The organism is Microbacterium sp. CIAB417 (genome assembly GCF_022788845.1).
This window is the reverse complement of sequence record NZ_JAHZUT010000016.1, coordinates 1-17,971: the sequence shown is the minus strand read 5'-3', so window position 1 is coordinate 17,971 and position 17,971 is coordinate 1. Positions and strand designations below refer to the sequence as shown.

Here is a 17,971-nt window from a genome sequence, read left to right as displayed (position 1 = left end):
CAAAGCAAGTCTCGCGGCAGCTGCGGCAATGGGCGGCAATAGGGTGGAGGGATGCCGCAGCCGTTCGACCAGTCCACCTACCAGGTCCGCTTCGAGTGGGGCCTCCCCGGTCTCGCCCGGTTGGCTGCGGCCGATGTCGTGGTCGTGGTCGATGTGCTCCGATTCTCCTCGACGCTCCCGGACGTCGTGGCAGCCGGCGTCGAGGTGCAGCTCGCGGATGCGATGACATGGTCGTCCAACGGCGCCGCTGTTGTGGCGAGTGCCGCCGCGGACTCCGCCACGGTGCTCGTCGGCGGCCTGCGCAACGCCTCGGCCGTCGCCCGCGCCGTCATGGCGATCCAGGATCGGCGACAGCGGCGCACCTCGGTGGCGGTGATCGCGGCGGGGGAGGTCACGCCCGACGGCGGCCTGCGCTTCGCGGTCGAGGACCAGCTCGGCGCGGGGGCGATCATCGCGGCGCTCGGCGACCTCGGTATCGATCACACCTCGCCCGAAGCGGCCGTCGCCGCGGAATCGGCGCGCGGGCTCCGGCGTGCGCTGCGGCACCTGCTCTCGGCATCCGGGTCCGGGCGCGAGCTCGTGGACGGCGTCGCGTCGACGGCGCGCATGGAGGCGTCCGGCATCGCGCCCGTCACGACCGCCGCTGCCGCCGAACTGGACGCGATCGACCTCGTCCCGACGCTCGTCGACGGTCGCTTCGTCGCGTTCGCGCGCTGACGTTCTGCGACGCCTCTCGGCGAATGCGCCAGAGGACAACAGACGCAGACTCAGAGAAATGGCGCAGAACCCGCTGAGCGGATCCGTGGCTCAGCGCGGGGTCTGCGCGGCGAGCCGCGTCGCGGCCGTGATCTCGCGCCGCGTCCATTCGAACTGGAACCGCGCATCGTAGTTTCGGGAGCACTTCGCACAACTGGTCGCGCGCGAGGGGCGGCGGTGGCGGTACGTCACGTGCCCCGCCGGGCAGCGGCCCACCCACGGCGCGAGCTCGGTCGCCGTCTCGCCGTGATGCGTCGTCCCGCCGACGTAGCCGAGATCGCGGGCGATGCGCTTCCAGGTCGCGCCGTGACCGGCCTGGTGTCCGGCCAGGGCGTGCGCGACCTCGTGCAGCAGCACCTGATGGATCTCGTCGTCGTCGAACCGAGCGGCGAGATAGCGGGACACGGAGATCCGCTGGGTGCGGTAGTCGCACTGGCCGGCGCGTCGCTTCGCGTTGTCGAACGCGAACGTCCAGCCGTCATCCAGATGCATCCGGATGAGCGCCTCGCCCCAGATGCGCACACGGTCCAAATCCGCCATACGCTCAGGCTAGATCACCCCGGCGACATCGGCACCGGCGACACCTCAGCTGGCGACCGGAGCCTCCACCCGATGGCGCTCGACGGTCTCGATCGCCAGGAGCACGGTCTCGAGGTCGCGATCCTCGGCCCCGGTCTCGCGCCGCAGGAACAGCGCGCGCTTGAAGCTCTCCTTGGCCTGCTCGAACTCGCCGGCGTCGAAGGCGTTCTTGCCGCGGTGCTGGTGCGCGAACGCGGCGATCGACGCCCAGCGCTGTCCTTCCGCTTCGTCGGCGCAGGTCGCGAGTTCCTGATCGGCGGCGGCGTGCGCGCCGCGGTACTGCAGGATCGTGGCGTGCAGCACCCGGGCGCGCAGCACGTCCTTGCGGGTGCCGGCCATCCTCGCCTGGCGCACGGTCTCCTCGGACAGCGCGAGTGCATCGTCCAGCCGGTCGAGCACCTTCAGCAGCCACACCCGCTCGAGCATCGCCGGCAGGCTCCGCTGCGCCTCGATCTCCTCGAGACGACGGGCGCACTCGGTCGTGTCGACCAGTTCCCGGAGGGTCTCGGAGTCGTAACCCCGGATGTAACTCATGTGCTCTCTCCCTTCCGCAGCGCCCGGCATCCAGTCTGCCCTCCGGGGCGCGCGGGGCTGAGGCGGCACGCCCCGGACCGCCGGATCCGGATGCCGGGGACAGCGACCGGACGCTCAGCGCAGGAAGATCGACGCGTCCGGTTTCGGGGAGGCGCTGGCGTCGGCATCCGTCACGATCCGGGCGCCCTGCGCGAACGACGCCACCTCGGCGCCCTGCGCGATCTTGGCCGGATGCGGGCCGGCTGCCAGCATCCGGGGCAGCCAGTCGGTCGGCAGGGGAGAGGCGGATGCCGCGATCACGAGGTTCCCGAACCGACGGCCTTTGAGTACCTGGGTGTCCGCGAGCACCGCCACCTCGGGGAGGACGGCGGAGATCGTGGCGACCTGGCGGCGCGCGAAGGCCAGCCCTGGGCCGTCGGCGACGTTGACGAGCAGCACTCCGGCGGGGGCGAGCAGCTGCGCCAGCTCTCGGTAGAACTCGACGCTGGTCAGGTGCGCGGGCGTCTGGGCGCCGGAGTAGACGTCGGAGACGACGAGGTCGCACGCGCCGGCCAGTGCGGACGGGAGCCGGGTCACGCCCTCGCGGGCGTCGCCGATGCGGATGCGGATGGCGGCTCCGCGCGGCAGCGGCAGATGTTCCCGGACGAGTGCGGCCAGTGGCGCCTCGAGCTCGATGACCTGCTGGCGGGATCCTGGACGGGTCGCTTCGACGTAGCGCGGGATCGTCAGTGCTCCGGCACCCAGGTGCACGGCCGTGAGGGCCGTCCCCGGCAACTGGTCGATCACCGCGCCCATGCGGACGATGTACTCGAAGTGCAGATGCGTCGGGTCGTCGAGATCCACGTGAGACTGCGGAGTCCCGTCGACCACCAGCTCGAATCCGCTGGTGAACTCGCTCGGGACGATGGAAGCGATCCCACCGTGGTCGAGCCGGGCGCTGGGGTGCTTGGCATCCCGTGCGCGTGACCGTCCCATGGCCCCCAGCGTACGTGTTACGGCTGGATGACGATCCTGGCCAGAAGTTGCAGGGAGTTTGTTAGTCGTGAATACTTTTTCCTGATCGGCATGCATCCCTGCGTGACGAGGAACGTTTTCAATGAGGAGATTCACCCGATGAAGAAGCGCATTCTTCCCCTCGTGGCGCTCGGCGTCACGGCGACGCTGGGGCTGGCAGCCTGCTCCGGCGACAGCGGCAACGGCGGTGGCGCCGATGGCGAGGGCAAGACCCTCACCGTCTGGATCATGCAGGGCACCAACCCCGACTCGACCGCGTTCCTCGACGAGGTGGCGGCGGAGTTCAAGGACCAGACCGGCGCGGACGTCGAGTTCGAAGAGGTGCAGTGGGCCGACGCCCACGACCGCTTCGTGACCTCGATCGCCGGCGGCACCACCCCTGACATCGCCGAGACCGGCACGACCTGGACTGCCGAGTTCGCCGACGCCGGAGCGCTGCTGCCGATCGACGAGTACGTGGACGGCGAGGACGGCCTGCGCGACGACCTCGTCGAGGGTCTCGAGGTCGCCGGAACGTACGAGGAGGAGCTGTACGGCATGCCGTGGTACGCCGGCGTCCGCTCGATCATCTACCGCGCCGACATCTTCGAGGAGCTCGGGCTCGAGGCGCCGAAGACGTGGGATGACATCATCGCGGCGGGCGAGGCCATCAAGGCCGCGCACCCCGAGATCATGCCGTTCCCGGTCCCCGGTGACGCCGAGTTCCAGGTCTACCCGTGGGTCTGGGGCGCAGGTGGCGAGATCGCCACGCAGGACGGCGAGACCTGGACCAGCGAACTGGACAGCGCGGAGTCCCAGGAGGGCATCCAGTTCTACACCGACCTGGCCACGAAGCACGGCTTCTCGTCGGCCGGTGCCACGACGTGGAAGGAGACGGACCTGCGTGACGCGTTCGTCGCCGGGAACGTCGCGATGATGCTCTCGGGCTCCTGGACCCCGAACGCGATCATCGAGGCCAACCCCGACCTCGAGGGCAAGCTCGGCGCCGCGGTCATCCCCGGCAAGGACGGCGGCATCGCGCCGTCGGTGCTCGGCGGATCGCACCTGTCGATCTTCAACAACACCGAGAACGCCGACCTGGCCTGGCAGCTCGTCGAGCTGATGACCACGGGCGAGTTCGCCGAGAAGTGGGCGGATGAGACCGGCTACTTCCCGGGTGTCCAGTCCGCCATGGAGGAGGCCCTGGCCTCGACCGACCCGCTCGTCGCCCCGTTCGCCCAGCAGATGGTCGAAGGCGGAGCATCCGTGCCGGTCACGCCGAACTTCGGTGCGGTGCAGGCCAAGAAGACCACCAACGCCATGATGCAGTCGATCCTCAGCGGGCAGAAGGACGTCGCGACCGCGACGGAGGACGCCGCAGCCGAGATGACCGAGCTGCTCAACCAGTAAGCAACGCTAAGGAAGTATTCCTTCATGTCGATGGTGCAAGCACCAGTGCCGACCACCACGGAGGCGGGGAACACCCCCGCCTCCGTGGCCGGAGGCCGAAAGGGCCGAGTCCTCACCTGGGCGAAGGCGCGACCGTGGGTCCTGCTGGCCCCCGGTCTGATCCTCCTCGCGGGACTCATGCTGTGGCCGCTGGTGCAGGTCTTCCTGTACTCGCTGCAGGACTACGGTCTCCGTGAGATCAACACCGGCGAGTCGAACTTCATCGGGTTCGACAACTACGTGGAGGCCGTGACCAACTCCACGCTGTGGACGGTCGTGCTGCCGAACACGGTCGGGTTCGCCGCGGTCGCGGTGTTCGCCACCGTCGCCCTCGGCACGCTCGTCGCCCTGCTCCTCGCGCGTCTCGGGACCGTGTGGCGCACCATCGTCTCCAGCTGCATCATGATCGCCTGGGCCATGCCCGCGGTGACCGGGACGTACGTCTGGACCTTCATCTTCGATGCCGACCACGGCATCTTCAACGCCATGCTCCTCGAGCTCGGCCTCATCGACGGACCGGTCAACTGGTTCACGAACCAGTGGTCGTTCTACGCCATCGTGCTGCTGAACGTGGTGCACCACGGCTTCCCGTTCGTCGCGGTCACCGTGCTCGCGGGGCTCCTCGGCGTCTCCAAGGAGATGCTCGAGGCGGCGGCCCTCGACGGCGCCGGCGCGTGGCGCCGCTTCTGGCAGATCATCTTCCCGACGCTGCGCCCGGTGTTCTCCGTCGTGATCATCCTGTCCACGATCTGGGACTTCAAGGTCTTCGCGCAGGTCTACCTGATGCCCGGAGGCTCCGGTTCGAACCGGTCCGTGCTGAACCTCGGCGTGTGGTCCTACGTCGAGTCGTTCGGACAGAACCGCTACGGCTTCGGTGCGGCTCTCGCCGTGCTGCTCACGCTCGTGCTCATCGGGATCACGATCGTGTACATCCGCTCGCTCATGAAGGAGGACGAACTTTGAGCACCCGTCCGTCCGTCCTGTCCCGCATCGGCATCGGCGTCGCCGTCGCGGCCGTCCTGCTGTTCACGCTGTTCCCCGTGTACTGGATGATCTCCAGCGCCTTCGACGCGAAGGCGTCCAGCGGCGGTCAGTCGTTCCTGCCGCAGGAGTTCACCTGGGACAACTTCGCCTACGTGCTCACCGACGGCGGCTTCGGCGTCTACCTGCGCAACTCGGCGATCGTGGCGATCGCCACCGTGCTCGTCAGCGCTCTGGTCTGCCTGCTCGCGGCCGTCGCCGTCGCGCGCTTCCGCTTCAAGTTCCGCACCACGATCCTCATGATGATCCTCGTGGTGCAGATGGTGCCGCTCGAGGCTCTGGTCATCCCGCTGTTCCTCCAGGTGAAGAGCTTCGGTCTGCTCAACACCCTGCTCGGCCTCGTCATCGTGTACATCGCGCTGTCGCTCGCCTTCGGCATCTGGATGCTGCGCGGATTCGTCGCTGCCGTCCCGGTGGAGCTCGAGGAGGCGGCCTACATCGACGGCGCGAGCTGGTGGCGGATGTTCCGCTCCGTGCTGCTGCCGCTGGTGATGCCGGGCCTCGTCGCGACGAGCGTGTTCAGCTTCATCACGGCCTGGAACGAGTTCATCTTCGCGATGACGATGCTCGGCGGCGCGACCGACCAGTACACCGTCGCGATCGGTCTGAAGTCGTTCTTCGGCCTGCACTCGAACGACTGGGGCAGCATCATGGCGGCGTCCACGATCATCACGATCCCGGTCATGATCTTCTTCGTCATCGTGCAGCGACGGCTGTCCGCCGGTCTCGTCTCGGGGGCCGTGAAGGGATGACGGACGAGCTCACCCGCCTCGCCAACGCGGTCCTCTGGCCGGGGTTCTTCGGCACCGAGGCGCCGGAATGGCTCCTCGCGGAGCTGCGCGATGGGCTGGCCGGAGTGGTGTACTTCGGTCAGAACATGTCCGAGCGGCTGCCCGAGCTGAGCGCGGCGCTGCGCGCCGCCAACCCGGACGCCCTCATCGGCATCGACGAGGAGGGCGGCAGCGTCACCCGGCTCGAATCGGCGACCGGTTCGACGCTTCCCGGGGCTGCTCAGCTCGGCGCCGTCGACGACGTCGAGGCGAGCTGCGCGACGGGGGCCGAACTGGCACGTCGGGCGCGCGAGGCGGGCATCGACGTCGTGCTGGGGCCGGTCGCCGACGTCAACACGGACCCGCGCAACCCGGTGATCGGAGTGCGCTCGTTCGGAGCGGACCCCGCGCTCGTGTCCCGGCATGTCGCGGCGACGATCGAAGGACTCCAGACCGGCGGCGTCGCCGCCTGCGTCAAGCACTTCCCGGGCCATGGCGACACCCACCTGGATTCGCACCACGCGCTTCCGGAGATCACCCTGGATCCCGCCGAGATCGAGGCGGTGCACCTGGAGCCGTTCCGTGCGGCGATCGCCGCCGGTGTCGACACCGTCATGACCGCGCACATCGTGGTCCCGGCGTGGGGGGCGAAGCCGGCGACCCTGAACCCGGACGTGCTCGGACGGCTGCGGGACCTCGGATTCGAGGGGGTCATCATCACCGATGCCCTGGACATGGCTGCCGTCCGCGAGAGCGTGGGGATCGGCGGGGGAGCGGTGCAGGCGCTGGCCGCCGGCGCGGATCTGCTGTGCATCGGCAACCCCACCAACCCCGGCGCCGCCGCGTTGCCCGATCAGGACGAGCGCGACTTCTTCGCTGCCCGCGAGGCCGTCGTGGCGGCTCTGCGCGACGGGTCGCTGCCGCGTGAGCGGGTCGAGCAGGCGCGCGATCGCGTGCGGGCTCTGGCGGCGAAGCTGCGTGCGGCGGAGCCTGCGGCGCAGGGGGCGTACGACGCCGCCGCCATCGTGCGTCGCGCGCTGCGCGTCGTCGGAGAGCCGGATGCCGCGGCATCCGCACTGTCCGTCGTGGACGCCCGGCGGAGATCGACCCTCGCGGTCGACAGCGCGGCCGGATATGTCGCGGCTGCTCTCGCCGGTGACGGCTTCCGCGCGCGGCTGGACGTCGACCGGGCGTCGGAGGCTGAGCGGGACGCGGCGCTCGAGGCCGCACGGGCCGCCGGTGGCCGGCTGGTGCTGCTCGTCGACCGGCCCGAGGTGGAACCGGCTCAGCGCGCGCTCATCGAGCACGTCGCGGCTCGCGATTCCGGTGCCGTCGTGGTGAACGTCGGCCTCCCCGTCCGGGGCGAGCTGCCGTTGCCGTTCATCGACGCGGCGGCCGCGAGCCGGATCTCCGCCGAGGTCGCGCGCGAACTCCTGACGGCCTGACCCGCCCCTTTTCGTTCGTTGAGCGAGCCCGTTTTCGTTCGTTGAGCGAGCGAAGCGAGTCGAAACCGGGTGGTCCGTCGGGACACTGCGTTTCGACTCCTCGCTGCGCTCGTCGCTCAACGAGCGGGGAGGGGGCGGTCCGTTCGCGAGCCGGCCCCCTTTCGTTCGTTCGTCGGGTACTGCGTTTCGACTCCTCGCTGCGCTCGTCGCTCAACGAACGGGGATGGGGCGGCGCTCGTCGCTCAACGAGCGAGGGAAGGGACGGCCGTTCCCCCGTCGCGAGTCGAACGCCCATTTTCGTTCGTTGAGCGAGCGCAGCGAGTCGAAACGCGGTGCGGTCCGGGGAACGAGAGAGGGGCAACCCCGTCGCTCAACGGACGAGCGCGCGGAGCGCGGCATCCGGCGTCGCGTGACGGAAGGCGAAGCCGTCCCGGATCAGCCGTTCCGGGACCGCCTGCTGGTCGGCGAGCAGAAGCTCGTCCGCGGCAATACCCATGCCCGCGCGCAGGGCGAACGCGGGGAGCCGGAAGAGATGAGGCCGGTGCAGGACCCGCGCGAGACCCCGCGTGATGTCTCGTGACGTCGCCGGCGCCGGGCCGACCAGGTTCACCGGGCCGTCCAGCGCGGATGCGGTGGCCAGATGCAGCAGGGCGGCGGCCTCGTCCTCGAGGGAGATCCACGGCCAGTGCTGGCTGCCGCCGCCGATGGTCGCGCCCAGGCCGAGCCTCGTCGTGAGCATCAGCGGCGTGAGCGCCCCGCCCGAGGCGAGCACCAGACCCGTGCGGGCGTGCACGACGCGCGTGCGCGGACGGGCGGGATCCGCAGCGCTCTCCCACGCGCCGACGACGTCGGCGAGGAATCCCGTCCCCGGCATGGCATCCTCGGTCACCACCTCGCCGGGGCGATCGCCGTAGATCCCGACGGCGGATGCCGACACCCACGCGTCCGGCGGCGCCTCCGAGCCGGCGATCGCCCGCGCGATCGCGCTGGTCGCCGCGACACGGCTGCGGAGGATTTCCGCGCGGTAGCGGGCGGTCCAGGGCAGGCGCGACAGGCTTGCCCCCGACAGGCTGATCACGGCGTCCGCCCACGCGATCGGCTCCGCCGGGGCGGTCCGGGCCGAGGCATCCCAGCGGTGCTCGCTCGCGTCCACCGGATCGCGCCGCACCAGCGCGCGCACCTCGTGGACGCCGCCGGCCCGTGCCGCGACGGCCGAGCCGATCAGGCCCGACGCGCCGACGAGGAGGATCCGCATGGATCGAACCTACGCCACCGGAGTGAGGCCCTCGTGCCGCGGTCGTTACACAGCCGATACCGGATCGCAATGCGTGTGGGATTGGATTCCTGGTGCGGGCTGGGTAGCGTCGAGGGATCACCGTATCCGGAAGCGACGACGCTCCCGGTGCGCGCAACGAAGCGCTATACAGGGAAGGGCATCACCCATGCACCAGACACCTCTGCGACGGCGGGGAATCCTCGCCGTGACCGGCACGGCAGTGGCAGCACTGCTCCTGGCCGGATGCGTCGCCAGCGAGCGCGGCGACGACTCCGGTGAAGGATCCGGCGAGGTCGACACGACGTTCATCTTCGCGGCGTCCTCGGACCCGGCGAGCCTCGATCCCGCCTTCGCGCAGGACGGAGAGACCTTCCGCGTCTCACGGCAGATCTTCGAGGGCCTCGTCGGCACGGAGCCCGGAACGGCCGATCCGGCACCCCTTCTCGCCGAGGAGTGGGACTCGGCGCCGGACGGCATGAGCCACACGTTCACGCTGAAGGAGGGCGTGACCTTCCACGACGGCACTCCGTTCAACGCCGAGGCCGTCTGCGCGAACTTCGACCGCTGGTACAACTGGACGGGTCTCGCCGCGAGCGAGGCGTTCGGGTACTACTACAACAAGCTGTTTCACGGGTACAAGGACAGCCCCGAGAACGCCGTGTACAAGTCCTGCTCGGCCGACGACGAGTACACCGCGACCGTCACGCTGAACAAGCCGTTCGCCGGATTCATCCCCGCGCTGTCGCTGCCCGCGTTCTCGATGCAGAGCCCGACGGCGATGAGCGAGTACAACGCGGACGAAGTCGGCGGATCCGCTGAGGCGCCGCAGATGTCCGAGTACGCGATGGGCCACCCCGCGGGCACCGGCCCGTACCAGTTCGAGGAGTGGGCTCCGGGCGAGCAGGTCACCCTGACCGCGTACCAGGACTACTGGGGCGACCCCGGCCAGATCGAGGAGATCATCTTCCGCACGATCGACGACCCGACCGCGCGCCGCCAGTCCCTCGAGGCGGGCGACATCGACGGCTACGACCTGGTCGGCCCCGCCGACACCGCCGCCCTCGAGGAGGACGGGTTCACGATGGTCCCGCGTCCGCCGTTCACGATCCTGTACCTGGCGTTCAACCAGGCGATCCCTGAACTGCAGGACGTCACCGTGCGTCAGGCGCTGTCGCACGCGATCGACAAGGACGCGCTCATCTCGCAGGTGCTTCCCGAGGGCACCGAGAAGGCGATCGAGTTCATGCCGGACAGCGTCAACGGCTACAACCCGGATGTCACCACCTACGACTACGACCCCGAGAAGGCCAAGGAGCTGCTGGCCGAGGCCGGGTACACCGAGGCGAATCCGCTGAAGCTGACGTTCAACTACCCGGTCAACGTCTCGCGGCCGTACATGCCGGACCCGGAGCAGATCTTCACCGTGCTCTCCTCCCAGCTCGCCGAGGTCGGCGTCGAGACGACACCGGTCTCCGAGGAGTGGGTCGAGTACCTCGACCGCACCACCGGCACGGCGGATCACGGCATCCACCTGCTGGGCTGGACCGGTGACTACAACGACACCGACAACTTCGTCGGCGTGTTCTTCGGCGCTCAGAGCTCGGAGTGGGGCTTCGACAACCCGGAGCTGTTCCAGAAGCTTGCCGAGGCACGGGGCGTCTCCGACCTCGAGGAGCAGTCGGCGCTCTACGAGGAGATCAACGAGGATGTCGCGCAGTTCATCCCCGGGGTCCCGCTCGCGCACCCGGCGCCGACGCTCGCGTTCGACCCGCGCGTCGAGAGCTATCCGGCCAGCCCGGTGAACGACGAGGTCTTCACGGACATCGTCCTCACCGAGTGATCGTTCCGCACGTCGTGATCATTTCCGCTCGTTGAGCGAGGAGCGGAGCGACGAGTCGAAACGCCGTCTCCGACGGGCGGCGTTCCGACCTGCTCCGCTCCTCGTTCGACGAACGAGGGACCGAACCGGAGACCTATCCGTGCTGCGCACCATCGGCAGGCGACTGCTGCTCCTCATCCCCACTCTCTTCGGCCTGAGCATCCTGCTCTTCGCCTGGGTCAGAGCCCTCCCCGGCGGACCCGCCGTGGCCCTCCTCGGCGAGAAGGCCACGCCCGAGGCGATCGAGCGGGTCAACGAGCTCTACGGCTTCGACCAACCCCTGATCCAGCAGTACTTCACCTGGATCGGCCGACTCCTGCAGGGCGACTTCGGCACGTCGATTCAGACGAACCGTCCGGTCGTCGAGGAGTTCATGCGACGGTTCCCCGCGACGCTCGAGCTGTCCGTGGCGGCCCTGATCATCGCGATCGGCATCGGCATCCCGCTCGGCTACTGGGCCGCGAGGCGGCACGGCAGGTTCACGGATCACGCGTCCGTCGTGCTGAGCCTGGTCGGTATCACGATCCCGGTGTTCTTCCTCGCGTTCATCCTCAAGTACGTCTTCGCCGTCCAGCTCGGGTGGCTTCCGGCGGACGGCAGGCAGAACCCGCGCATCGACGCCACGCATCCCACCGGCTTCTACGTGTGGGACGGCATCATCACCGGGGAGCTGGATGCCGCGTGGGACGCCATCCTGCACCTCATCCTTCCCGCGCTCGCGCTCGGCACGATCCCGCTCGCGATCATCGTCCGCATCACCAGGGCGAGCGTGCTCGAAGTGCAGAACGCCGACTACGTCCGAACCGGCCGCGCCAAGGGCGTCGCCCCGGGGACGCTGCGTAGCCGGTTCATCCTGCGCAACGCCATGCTGCCGGTCATCACGACGATCGGCCTGCAGGCCGGGCTGCTCATCGCGGGCGCCGTGCTCACCGAGACCGTGTTCGCCTTCCCGGGGATCGGCTCGTTCCTGGCCCGGGCCATCTTCACCCGTGACTTCCCGGTGCTGCAGGGTTTCATCATCTTCATCGCGATCGCGTACGCGCTCATCAACCTCGCGGTGGACGTCTCCTACAGCGTGATCGACCCGAGAGTGAGGGTCCAATGACTTCCCCCATCCTCCCTCCGGCGCAGGGCGCCGGGATCATCGACACCGTCGCCGTCGCCCAGGAGGGCCTGAAGAGCAGCGGTGGATTCTGGCAGGACGTCTTCCGCCGGCTGCGCCGCAATCCCACGGCGTGGATCGGCGCCGCGATCGTGTTCGTGTTCCTGCTCATCGCGTTCCTCGCGCCCGTCATCGCCCCGTATCCCGAGACGGCGCTGCCCGGCGCGAAGTACATCACGCCCACCCACATCCCCGGCCCGGGGGAGCTGGCGCAGTTCCCGCTGGGCCTGGACCGGTTCGGCGGCGACGTGCTGTCCAAGCTGATCTGGGGTGCGCAGGCCTCGCTCCTGGTCGGTGTGGTCTCGACCGCGCTCGGCCTGGTGGGCGGCATGCTGCTCGGACTCATCGCCGGCACGTTCGGCGGCTGGGTGGACACCCTGATCATGCGCATCGTGGACATCATCCTGTCCGTGCCGAACCTGCTGCTGGCCGTGTCGATCGCGGCGATCCTGGGCCAGACTCCGTACGCGGTCATGATCGCGATCGGAGCTTCGCAGGTGCCGATCTTCGCACGACTGCTGCGCGCGTCGATGCTGCAGCAGCGCTCGAGCGACTACGTGCTGTCGGCGCAGACACTGGGCCTCGGACGCGGCCGGATCACGATGTCGCACGTGCTCCCGAACGCGATCGGCCCGGTCATCGTGCAGGGCACGCTGACCCTCGCGACCGCCGTCATCGACGCCGCGGCGCTGTCGTTCCTCGGTCTCGGCGGGGGTCGCCCCGAGACCGCCGAATGGGGCCGGATGCTGACCTACGCACAGGCGGAGCTCGCCATCGCGCCCTGGCTGGCGTTCTTCCCCGGCATCTGCATCGCCGTGACCGCTCTGGGCTTCACGCTCTTCGGTGAGGCGCTGCGCGAGGCGATGGATCCGCGGACGAGGGCACGGTGATCGCGATGGAGGACAGGACGATGAAGACGCAGCTGCTGCTGCAGGTGGAAGGTCTCGCGGTCGATTTCACCACGATGGACGGCACCGTCCACGCGGTCGAGGACGTGAACCTCGAGATCGCGCCGGGGGAGACCGTCGCGATCGTCGGCGAATCGGGCTCCGGCAAGTCGACCACGGCGATGGCGATCATCGGGCTGCTCGCGGGAGGAGGTCGCGTGGCCGCCGGGAGCATCCTCCTCGACGGGCGCGAGATCGCGCATGCGCCGGAGAGCGAGCTGCGCACCATCCGCGGACGGGACATCGGACTCGTCCCGCAGGATCCGATGTCCAATCTCAACCCGGTCGCGAAGATCGGGACCCAGGTCGCCGAGACGCTGCTCGCGCATGGTCTCGCGAACAGGCAGAACGTCTCGGCCAAGGTCGTCGAGGCGCTCGCCGCAGCAGGGCTCCCCGACCCCGAGAGCCGCGCGAAGCAGTATCCGCACGAGTTCTCCGGCGGCATGCGCCAGCGCGCCCTGATCGCGATCGGCCTCGCCTGCAAGCCTCGCCTGCTCATCGCCGACGAGCCGACGAGCGCGCTCGACGTCACGGTGCAGCAGACCATCCTCGACCAGATCGGCGAGATGACGCGTGAGCTCGGCACCGCCGTGCTGCTCATCACGCACGACCTCGGGCTGGCCGCCGAACGCGCCGAGCGGGTCATCGTGATGCACCGCGGCAAGGTCGTCGAGCAGGGGCCGGCGAAGCGGATCCTCGCCGACCCGCAGCATCCCTACACGCAGTCCCTCGTGAAGGCGGCGCCGTCGGTCGCGGCGGCCCGGCTGATCCCGCAGGCGTCCCGGGCCGTCCCCCCTTCGCCTGGTGAGCGGGTCGTTCCCTCTTCATCTGGTGAGCGGGCCGTCCCCCCTTCGCTCGTTGAGCGAGCCGTCCCTCCTTCGCTCGTTGAGCGAGCCGAAGGCGAGTCGAAACGCGGTTCCGACCGCGCGGCGGCAGCTCCGGCATCCGACCACATCGTCGAGATCGAGAACCTGACCAAGGTGTACCCCGTGCGGGGACGCGCGGAGGACTTCGTGGCGGTGAAGGACGTCTCCCTCGCGATCCCGCGCGGCGAGACGGTCGCGATCGTGGGGGAGTCCGGATCCGGCAAGACCACGACCGCCCGGATGCTGCTGAAGGTCATCGAGCCGACGAGCGGCTCGATCCGGTTCGAGGGCAAGGACATCGCGACCCTGAGCCGTGCCGAGACGCGCGAGTTCCGCCAGCGGGTCCAGCCGATCTTCCAGGACCCGTACTCCAGCCTCAACCCGATGTTCACGATCGAGCGGCTGATCGGCGAGCCGCTGGAGTTCTACAAGCGCGGGAGCAGGGGCGAGCGCCGCACGCGCGTGCGCAAGCTCCTCGACGACGTGGCGCTGCCGCAGTCCATGCTGCGCCGGTATCCGTCCGAGCTCTCCGGCGGCCAGCGGCAGCGCGTCGCGATCGCCAGGGCGCTCGCGCTGTCGCCGGACCTCGTGGTGTGCGACGAACCGGTGTCGGCGCTCGACGTCCTCGTGCAGGACCAGATCCTCACGCTGCTCGGCGACCTGCAGCGCGAATACGGGCTGAGCTACCTGTTCATCTCGCACGATCTGGCGGTCGTGCGACTCATCAGCGACTACGTGTGCGTGATGAAGGACGGTGCGCTCGTGGAGGCTGCGGACTCGGAGGAGATCTTCACGAACCCCCGCGATCCGTACACCCGGCGCCTGCTGAGCTCGATCCCGGGCAACGAGCTGGGCATCGCCTCGTGAGCCGGACCGGGCTTTTACCGCAGCATCCGAAATTGGTCAAGGATCTGACTGGACATGTCGCGAAATCGGACGTATAGTTGATCTTTGCGTTCGTATCTCCCTGCCCTCATATGGTGGTCGGCAGATGTTGAGCTCTTTCGAGCGCACTCCACCTGACGACAAAGGAATCGAGAAGCCCTGCGGGGCTCACGGAGGTTATTCCCTTGGCTGCTGCTCGCAACGCATCCACATCCACCACCACCAAGAACGGACGCGGAGCATCCCGTCTCTCGTTCGCCAAGATCTCCGACACGCTGACGGTCCCCGACCTTCTCGCGCTGCAGACCGAGTCGTTCGACTGGCTCGTCGGCAATGAGGCCTGGAAGGCGCGCGTCGCCGAGGCCCGCGAGGCCGGACGCAAGGACGTCAACGAGGTCTCCGGCCTCGAGGAGATCTTCGAGGAGATCTCGCCCATCGAGGACCTCAGCGAGACGATGCAGCTGAGCTTCACGAACCCGTACCTCGAGCCCGAGAAGTACTCCATCGACGAGTGCAAGGAGCGCGGCAAGACCTACGCCGCCCCGCTGTACGTCGAGGCCGAGTTCATGAACCACCAGACCGGTGAGATCAAGACCCAGACGGTCTTCATGGGCGACTTCCCGCTGCAGACCGGCAAGGGCACGTTCATCATCAACGGCACCGAGCGCGTCGTCGTTTCGCAGCTCGTCCGCTCGCCCGGCGTCTACTTCGACAAGACGCCCGACAAGACCAGCGACAAGGACATCGTCTCCGCTCGCGTCATCCCGAGCCGTGGTGCCTGGCTCGAGTTCGAGATCGACAAGCGCGACCAGGTCGGCGTGCGCATCGACCGCAAGCGCAAGCAGTCCGTCACCGTGTTCCTGAAGGCGCTCGGCCTGTCCAGTGAGGACATCCTCGCCGAGTTCGCCGGCTTCCCATCCATCGAGGAGACCCTGGCGAAGGACACCATCCTCACCAAGGAAGACGCGCTGCGCGACATCTACCGCAAGCTCCGTCCGGGCGAGCAGGTCGCCGCCGAGGCCGCCCGCGCGCTGCTGGACAACTTCTACTTCAACGCCAAGCGCTACGACCTCGCCAAGGTCGGCCGCTACAAGATCAACCAGAAGCTCGGTCTGGACGCCGCGCTGAACGAGTCGGTCCTGACCGTCGACGACATCGTCGCGACCATCAAGTACCTCGTCCGCCTGCACCGCGGCGACGAGACGTTCGAGGGCATCCGCGGCGGCAAGAAGGCCGAGATCCGTCTCGCGGTCGACGACATCGACAACTTCGGCAACCGTCGCATCCGTGCGGTCGGCGAGCTGATCCAGAACCAGGTCCGCACGGGTCTGTCCCGCATGGAGCGCGTCGTCCGCGAGCGCATGACCACGCAGGACATCGAGGCCATCACGCCGCAGACCCTGATCAACGTGCGTCCGGTCGTGGCGGCGATCAAGGAGTTCTTCGGAACCTCCCAGCTGTCGCAGTTCATGGACCAGAACAACCCGCTCGCGGGTCTGACCCACAAGCGCCGCCTGTCGGCCCTCGGCCCCGGCGGTCTCTCGCGCGACCGCGCCGGCGTCGAGGTCCGCGACGTGCACCCGTCGCACTACGGCCGCATGTGCCCCATCGAGACGCCTGAAGGCCCGAACATCGGTCTGATCGGCTCGCTCGCGACCTTCGCGCGCATCAACTCGTTCGGCTTCATCGAGACCCCCTACCGCAAGGTCGAGGGCGGCCGGGTGACCGAGGAGATCGTCTACCTCACGGCGTCCGAAGAGGCTGAGCACGTCGTCGCCCAGGCGAACGCCGTCCTGAAGAAGGACGGACACTTCGCCGACGAGCGGGTCCTCGCCCGCCGCGGCCGCGACGGCGAGGTGGACCTGTTCCACCCCGAGGAGATCGGCTACATGGACGTCTCGCCGCGCCAGATGGTGTCGGTGGCGACCTCGCTCGTGCCGTTCCTCGAGCACGACGACGCGCAGCGCGCGCTCATGGGCGCCAACATGCAGCGTCAGGCCGTGCCGCTGCTGCGCAGCGACTCCCCGCTGGTCGGAACCGGTATGGAGGGCTACGCCGCGATCGACGCCGGTGACGTCATCACCGCCGACAAGCCCGGCGTCGTGACCGAGGTCTCGGCTGACCGTGTCGTCGTCATGCTCGACGAGGGCGGGACGCAGGAGTACTACCTGCGCAAGTTCGACCGCTCCAACCAGGGCACCTCCTACAACCAGAAGGTCGTCGTCTCGGCCGGTGAGCGCGTGGAGAAGGGCGAGGTCATCGCCGACGGTCCTGCGACCGAGAACGGCGAGCTGGCGCTCGGGAAGAACCTCCTCGTCGCGTTCATGACATGGGAGGGCTACAACTTCGAGGACGCCATCATCCTGAGCCAGGACCTGGTGAAGGACGACACCCTCTCGTCGATCCACATCGAGGAGTACGAGGTCGACGCCCGCGACACCAAGCTCGGCAAGGAGGAGATCACGCGTGACCTCCCCAACGTCAGCCCGGAGCTGCTGAAAGACCTGGACGAGCGCGGCATCATCCGCATCGGCGCCGAGGTCCGCCCCGGCGACATCCTGGTCGGCAAGGTCACGCCGAAGGGCGAGACCGAGCTGAGCGCCGAGGAGCGCCTGCTCCGCGCGATCTTCAACGAGAAGAGTCGCGAGGTCCGCGACACGTCGCTGAAGGTGCCGCACGGCGAGCAGGGCACGATCATCGCCGTCAAGGAGTTCAACGCCGAGGACGGAGACGACGAGCTCGGCTCCGGCGTCAACCGCCGCGTCGTGGTCTACATCGCCCAGAAGCGCAAGATCACCGAGGGCGACAAGCTCGCCGGCCGCCACGGGAACAAGGGTGTCATCGCCAAGATCCTCCCGATCGAGGACATGCCCTTCCTCGCCGACGGCACGCCGGTCGACATCGTCCTGAACCCGCTCGGCATCCCGGGTCGAATGAACTTCGGCCAGGTGCTGGAGACCCACCTCGGGTGGATCGCCAAGCAGGGCTGGAAGGTCGAGGGCACCCCCGAGTGGGCCGCGCACCTGCCGAAGGAGGCCCTCGAGGCCGCGCCCGGCACCAAGGTCGCGACCCCGGTGTTCGACGGTGCCGAGGAGCAGGAGATCGCCGGTCTTCTCGACTCCACGCTGCCGACGCGCGACGGCATCCGTCTGATCGACCGCTCGGGCAAGACCCAGCTGTTCGACGGCCGGTCGGGAGAGCCGTTCCCGATGCCGATCTCGGTGGGCTACATGTACATCCTGAAGCTGCACCACCTCGTGGACGACAAGATCCACGCGCGTTCGACCGGCCCGTACTCGATGATCACCCAGCAGCCGCTCGGTGGTAAGGCGCAGTTCGGCGGTCAGCGCTTCGGTGAGATGGAGGTGTGGGCCCTCGAGGCCTACGGT

Annotated in this window: 14 protein-coding genes; 10 read left to right on the top strand and 4 right to left on the bottom strand. The window is 68.7% G+C overall.

Annotated features, from left to right (window positions below):
- Positions 1-51: 51 nt before the first annotated feature.
- Positions 52-717 (top strand): 2-phosphosulfolactate phosphatase, encoded by a 666-nt coding sequence (locus KYX17_RS30635; RefSeq protein WP_243233383.1) that lies wholly within the window; start codon positions 52-54, stop codon positions 715-717.
- Between the two features lie 90 nt (positions 718-807).
- Here the strand turns inward: KYX17_RS30635 and KYX17_RS30630 are convergent, their stop codons facing one another.
- The 3 genes from KYX17_RS30630 to KYX17_RS30620 form a co-directional block, all read right to left on the bottom strand.
- Entirely contained in the window at positions 808-1,296 is a 489-nt protein-coding gene (locus KYX17_RS30630; protein WP_243233382.1) for a SprT-like domain-containing protein, read from the bottom strand.
- A 45-nt stretch (positions 1,297-1,341) separates the two neighbouring features.
- A complete protein-coding gene (locus KYX17_RS30625) occupies positions 1,342-1,869 on the bottom strand; it encodes a hypothetical protein (RefSeq protein ID WP_243233381.1) in 528 nt (175 codons plus the stop codon).
- Between the two features lie 114 nt (positions 1,870-1,983).
- Positions 1,984-2,844 carry a spermidine synthase gene (locus KYX17_RS30620; RefSeq protein ID WP_243233380.1) on the bottom strand — a complete coding sequence of 287 codons (861 nt, stop codon included), beginning with the start codon at positions 2,842-2,844 and terminating at the stop codon, positions 1,984-1,986.
- A 138-nt stretch (positions 2,845-2,982) separates the two neighbouring features.
- Between KYX17_RS30620 and KYX17_RS30615 the strand changes: the two genes are divergently transcribed.
- The 4 genes from KYX17_RS30615 to KYX17_RS30600 are packed head-to-tail and all read left to right on the top strand — an operon-like array spanning position 2,983 to position 7,567.
- A complete protein-coding gene (locus KYX17_RS30615) occupies positions 2,983-4,272 on the top strand; it encodes a sugar ABC transporter substrate-binding protein (protein WP_243233379.1) in 1,290 nt (429 codons plus the stop codon).
- Between the two features lie 24 nt (positions 4,273-4,296).
- Positions 4,297-5,274 carry a carbohydrate ABC transporter permease gene (locus tag KYX17_RS30610; protein ID WP_243233378.1) on the top strand — a complete coding sequence of 326 codons (978 nt, stop codon included), beginning with the start codon at positions 4,297-4,299 and terminating at the stop codon, positions 5,272-5,274.
- Positions 5,271-6,104, top strand: a complete 834-nt coding sequence (locus KYX17_RS30605; protein WP_243233377.1) for a carbohydrate ABC transporter permease — start codon at positions 5,271-5,273, stop codon at positions 6,102-6,104. The genes KYX17_RS30610 and KYX17_RS30605 overlap by 4 nt, the downstream gene beginning before the upstream one ends.
- Positions 6,101-7,567 carry a glycoside hydrolase family 3 protein gene (locus KYX17_RS30600; protein WP_243233375.1) on the top strand — a complete coding sequence of 489 codons (1,467 nt, stop codon included), beginning with the start codon at positions 6,101-6,103 and terminating at the stop codon, positions 7,565-7,567. Before KYX17_RS30605 ends, KYX17_RS30600 begins: the two co-directional genes overlap by 4 nt.
- 370 nt (positions 7,568-7,937) lie before the next feature.
- Here KYX17_RS30600 and KYX17_RS30595 read toward each other — a convergent pair whose 3' ends face one another.
- Entirely contained in the window at positions 7,938-8,822 is an 885-nt protein-coding gene (locus tag KYX17_RS30595) for a TIGR01777 family oxidoreductase (protein ID WP_243233373.1), read from the bottom strand.
- 187 nt (positions 8,823-9,009) lie between these two features.
- Here KYX17_RS30595 and KYX17_RS30590 point away from each other — a divergent pair, with 187 nt between their 5' ends.
- The 5 genes from KYX17_RS30590 to KYX17_RS30570 all read left to right on the top strand — a co-directional run.
- Positions 9,010-10,683, top strand: coding sequence for an ABC transporter substrate-binding protein (locus tag KYX17_RS30590; RefSeq protein ID WP_243233371.1), 1,674 nt, complete (start codon positions 9,010-9,012; stop codon positions 10,681-10,683).
- A gap of 139 nt (positions 10,684-10,822) precedes the next feature.
- Positions 10,823-11,827, top strand: coding sequence for an ABC transporter permease (locus KYX17_RS30585; protein ID WP_243233368.1), 1,005 nt, complete (start codon positions 10,823-10,825; stop codon positions 11,825-11,827).
- Positions 11,824-12,774 carry an ABC transporter permease gene (locus KYX17_RS30580; protein ID WP_243233366.1) on the top strand — a complete coding sequence of 317 codons (951 nt, stop codon included), beginning with the start codon at positions 11,824-11,826 and terminating at the stop codon, positions 12,772-12,774. The genes KYX17_RS30585 and KYX17_RS30580 overlap by 4 nt, the downstream gene beginning before the upstream one ends.
- A gap of 20 nt (positions 12,775-12,794) precedes the next feature.
- Positions 12,795-14,564 (top strand): ABC transporter ATP-binding protein, encoded by a 1,770-nt coding sequence (locus KYX17_RS30575; RefSeq protein ID WP_243233363.1) that lies wholly within the window; start codon positions 12,795-12,797, stop codon positions 14,562-14,564.
- Positions 14,565-14,767: 203 nt separating this feature from the next.
- Positions 14,768-17,971 (top strand): DNA-directed RNA polymerase subunit beta (locus KYX17_RS30570; protein WP_243233362.1); only part of this gene is annotated, 3,204 nt, incomplete at its 3' end.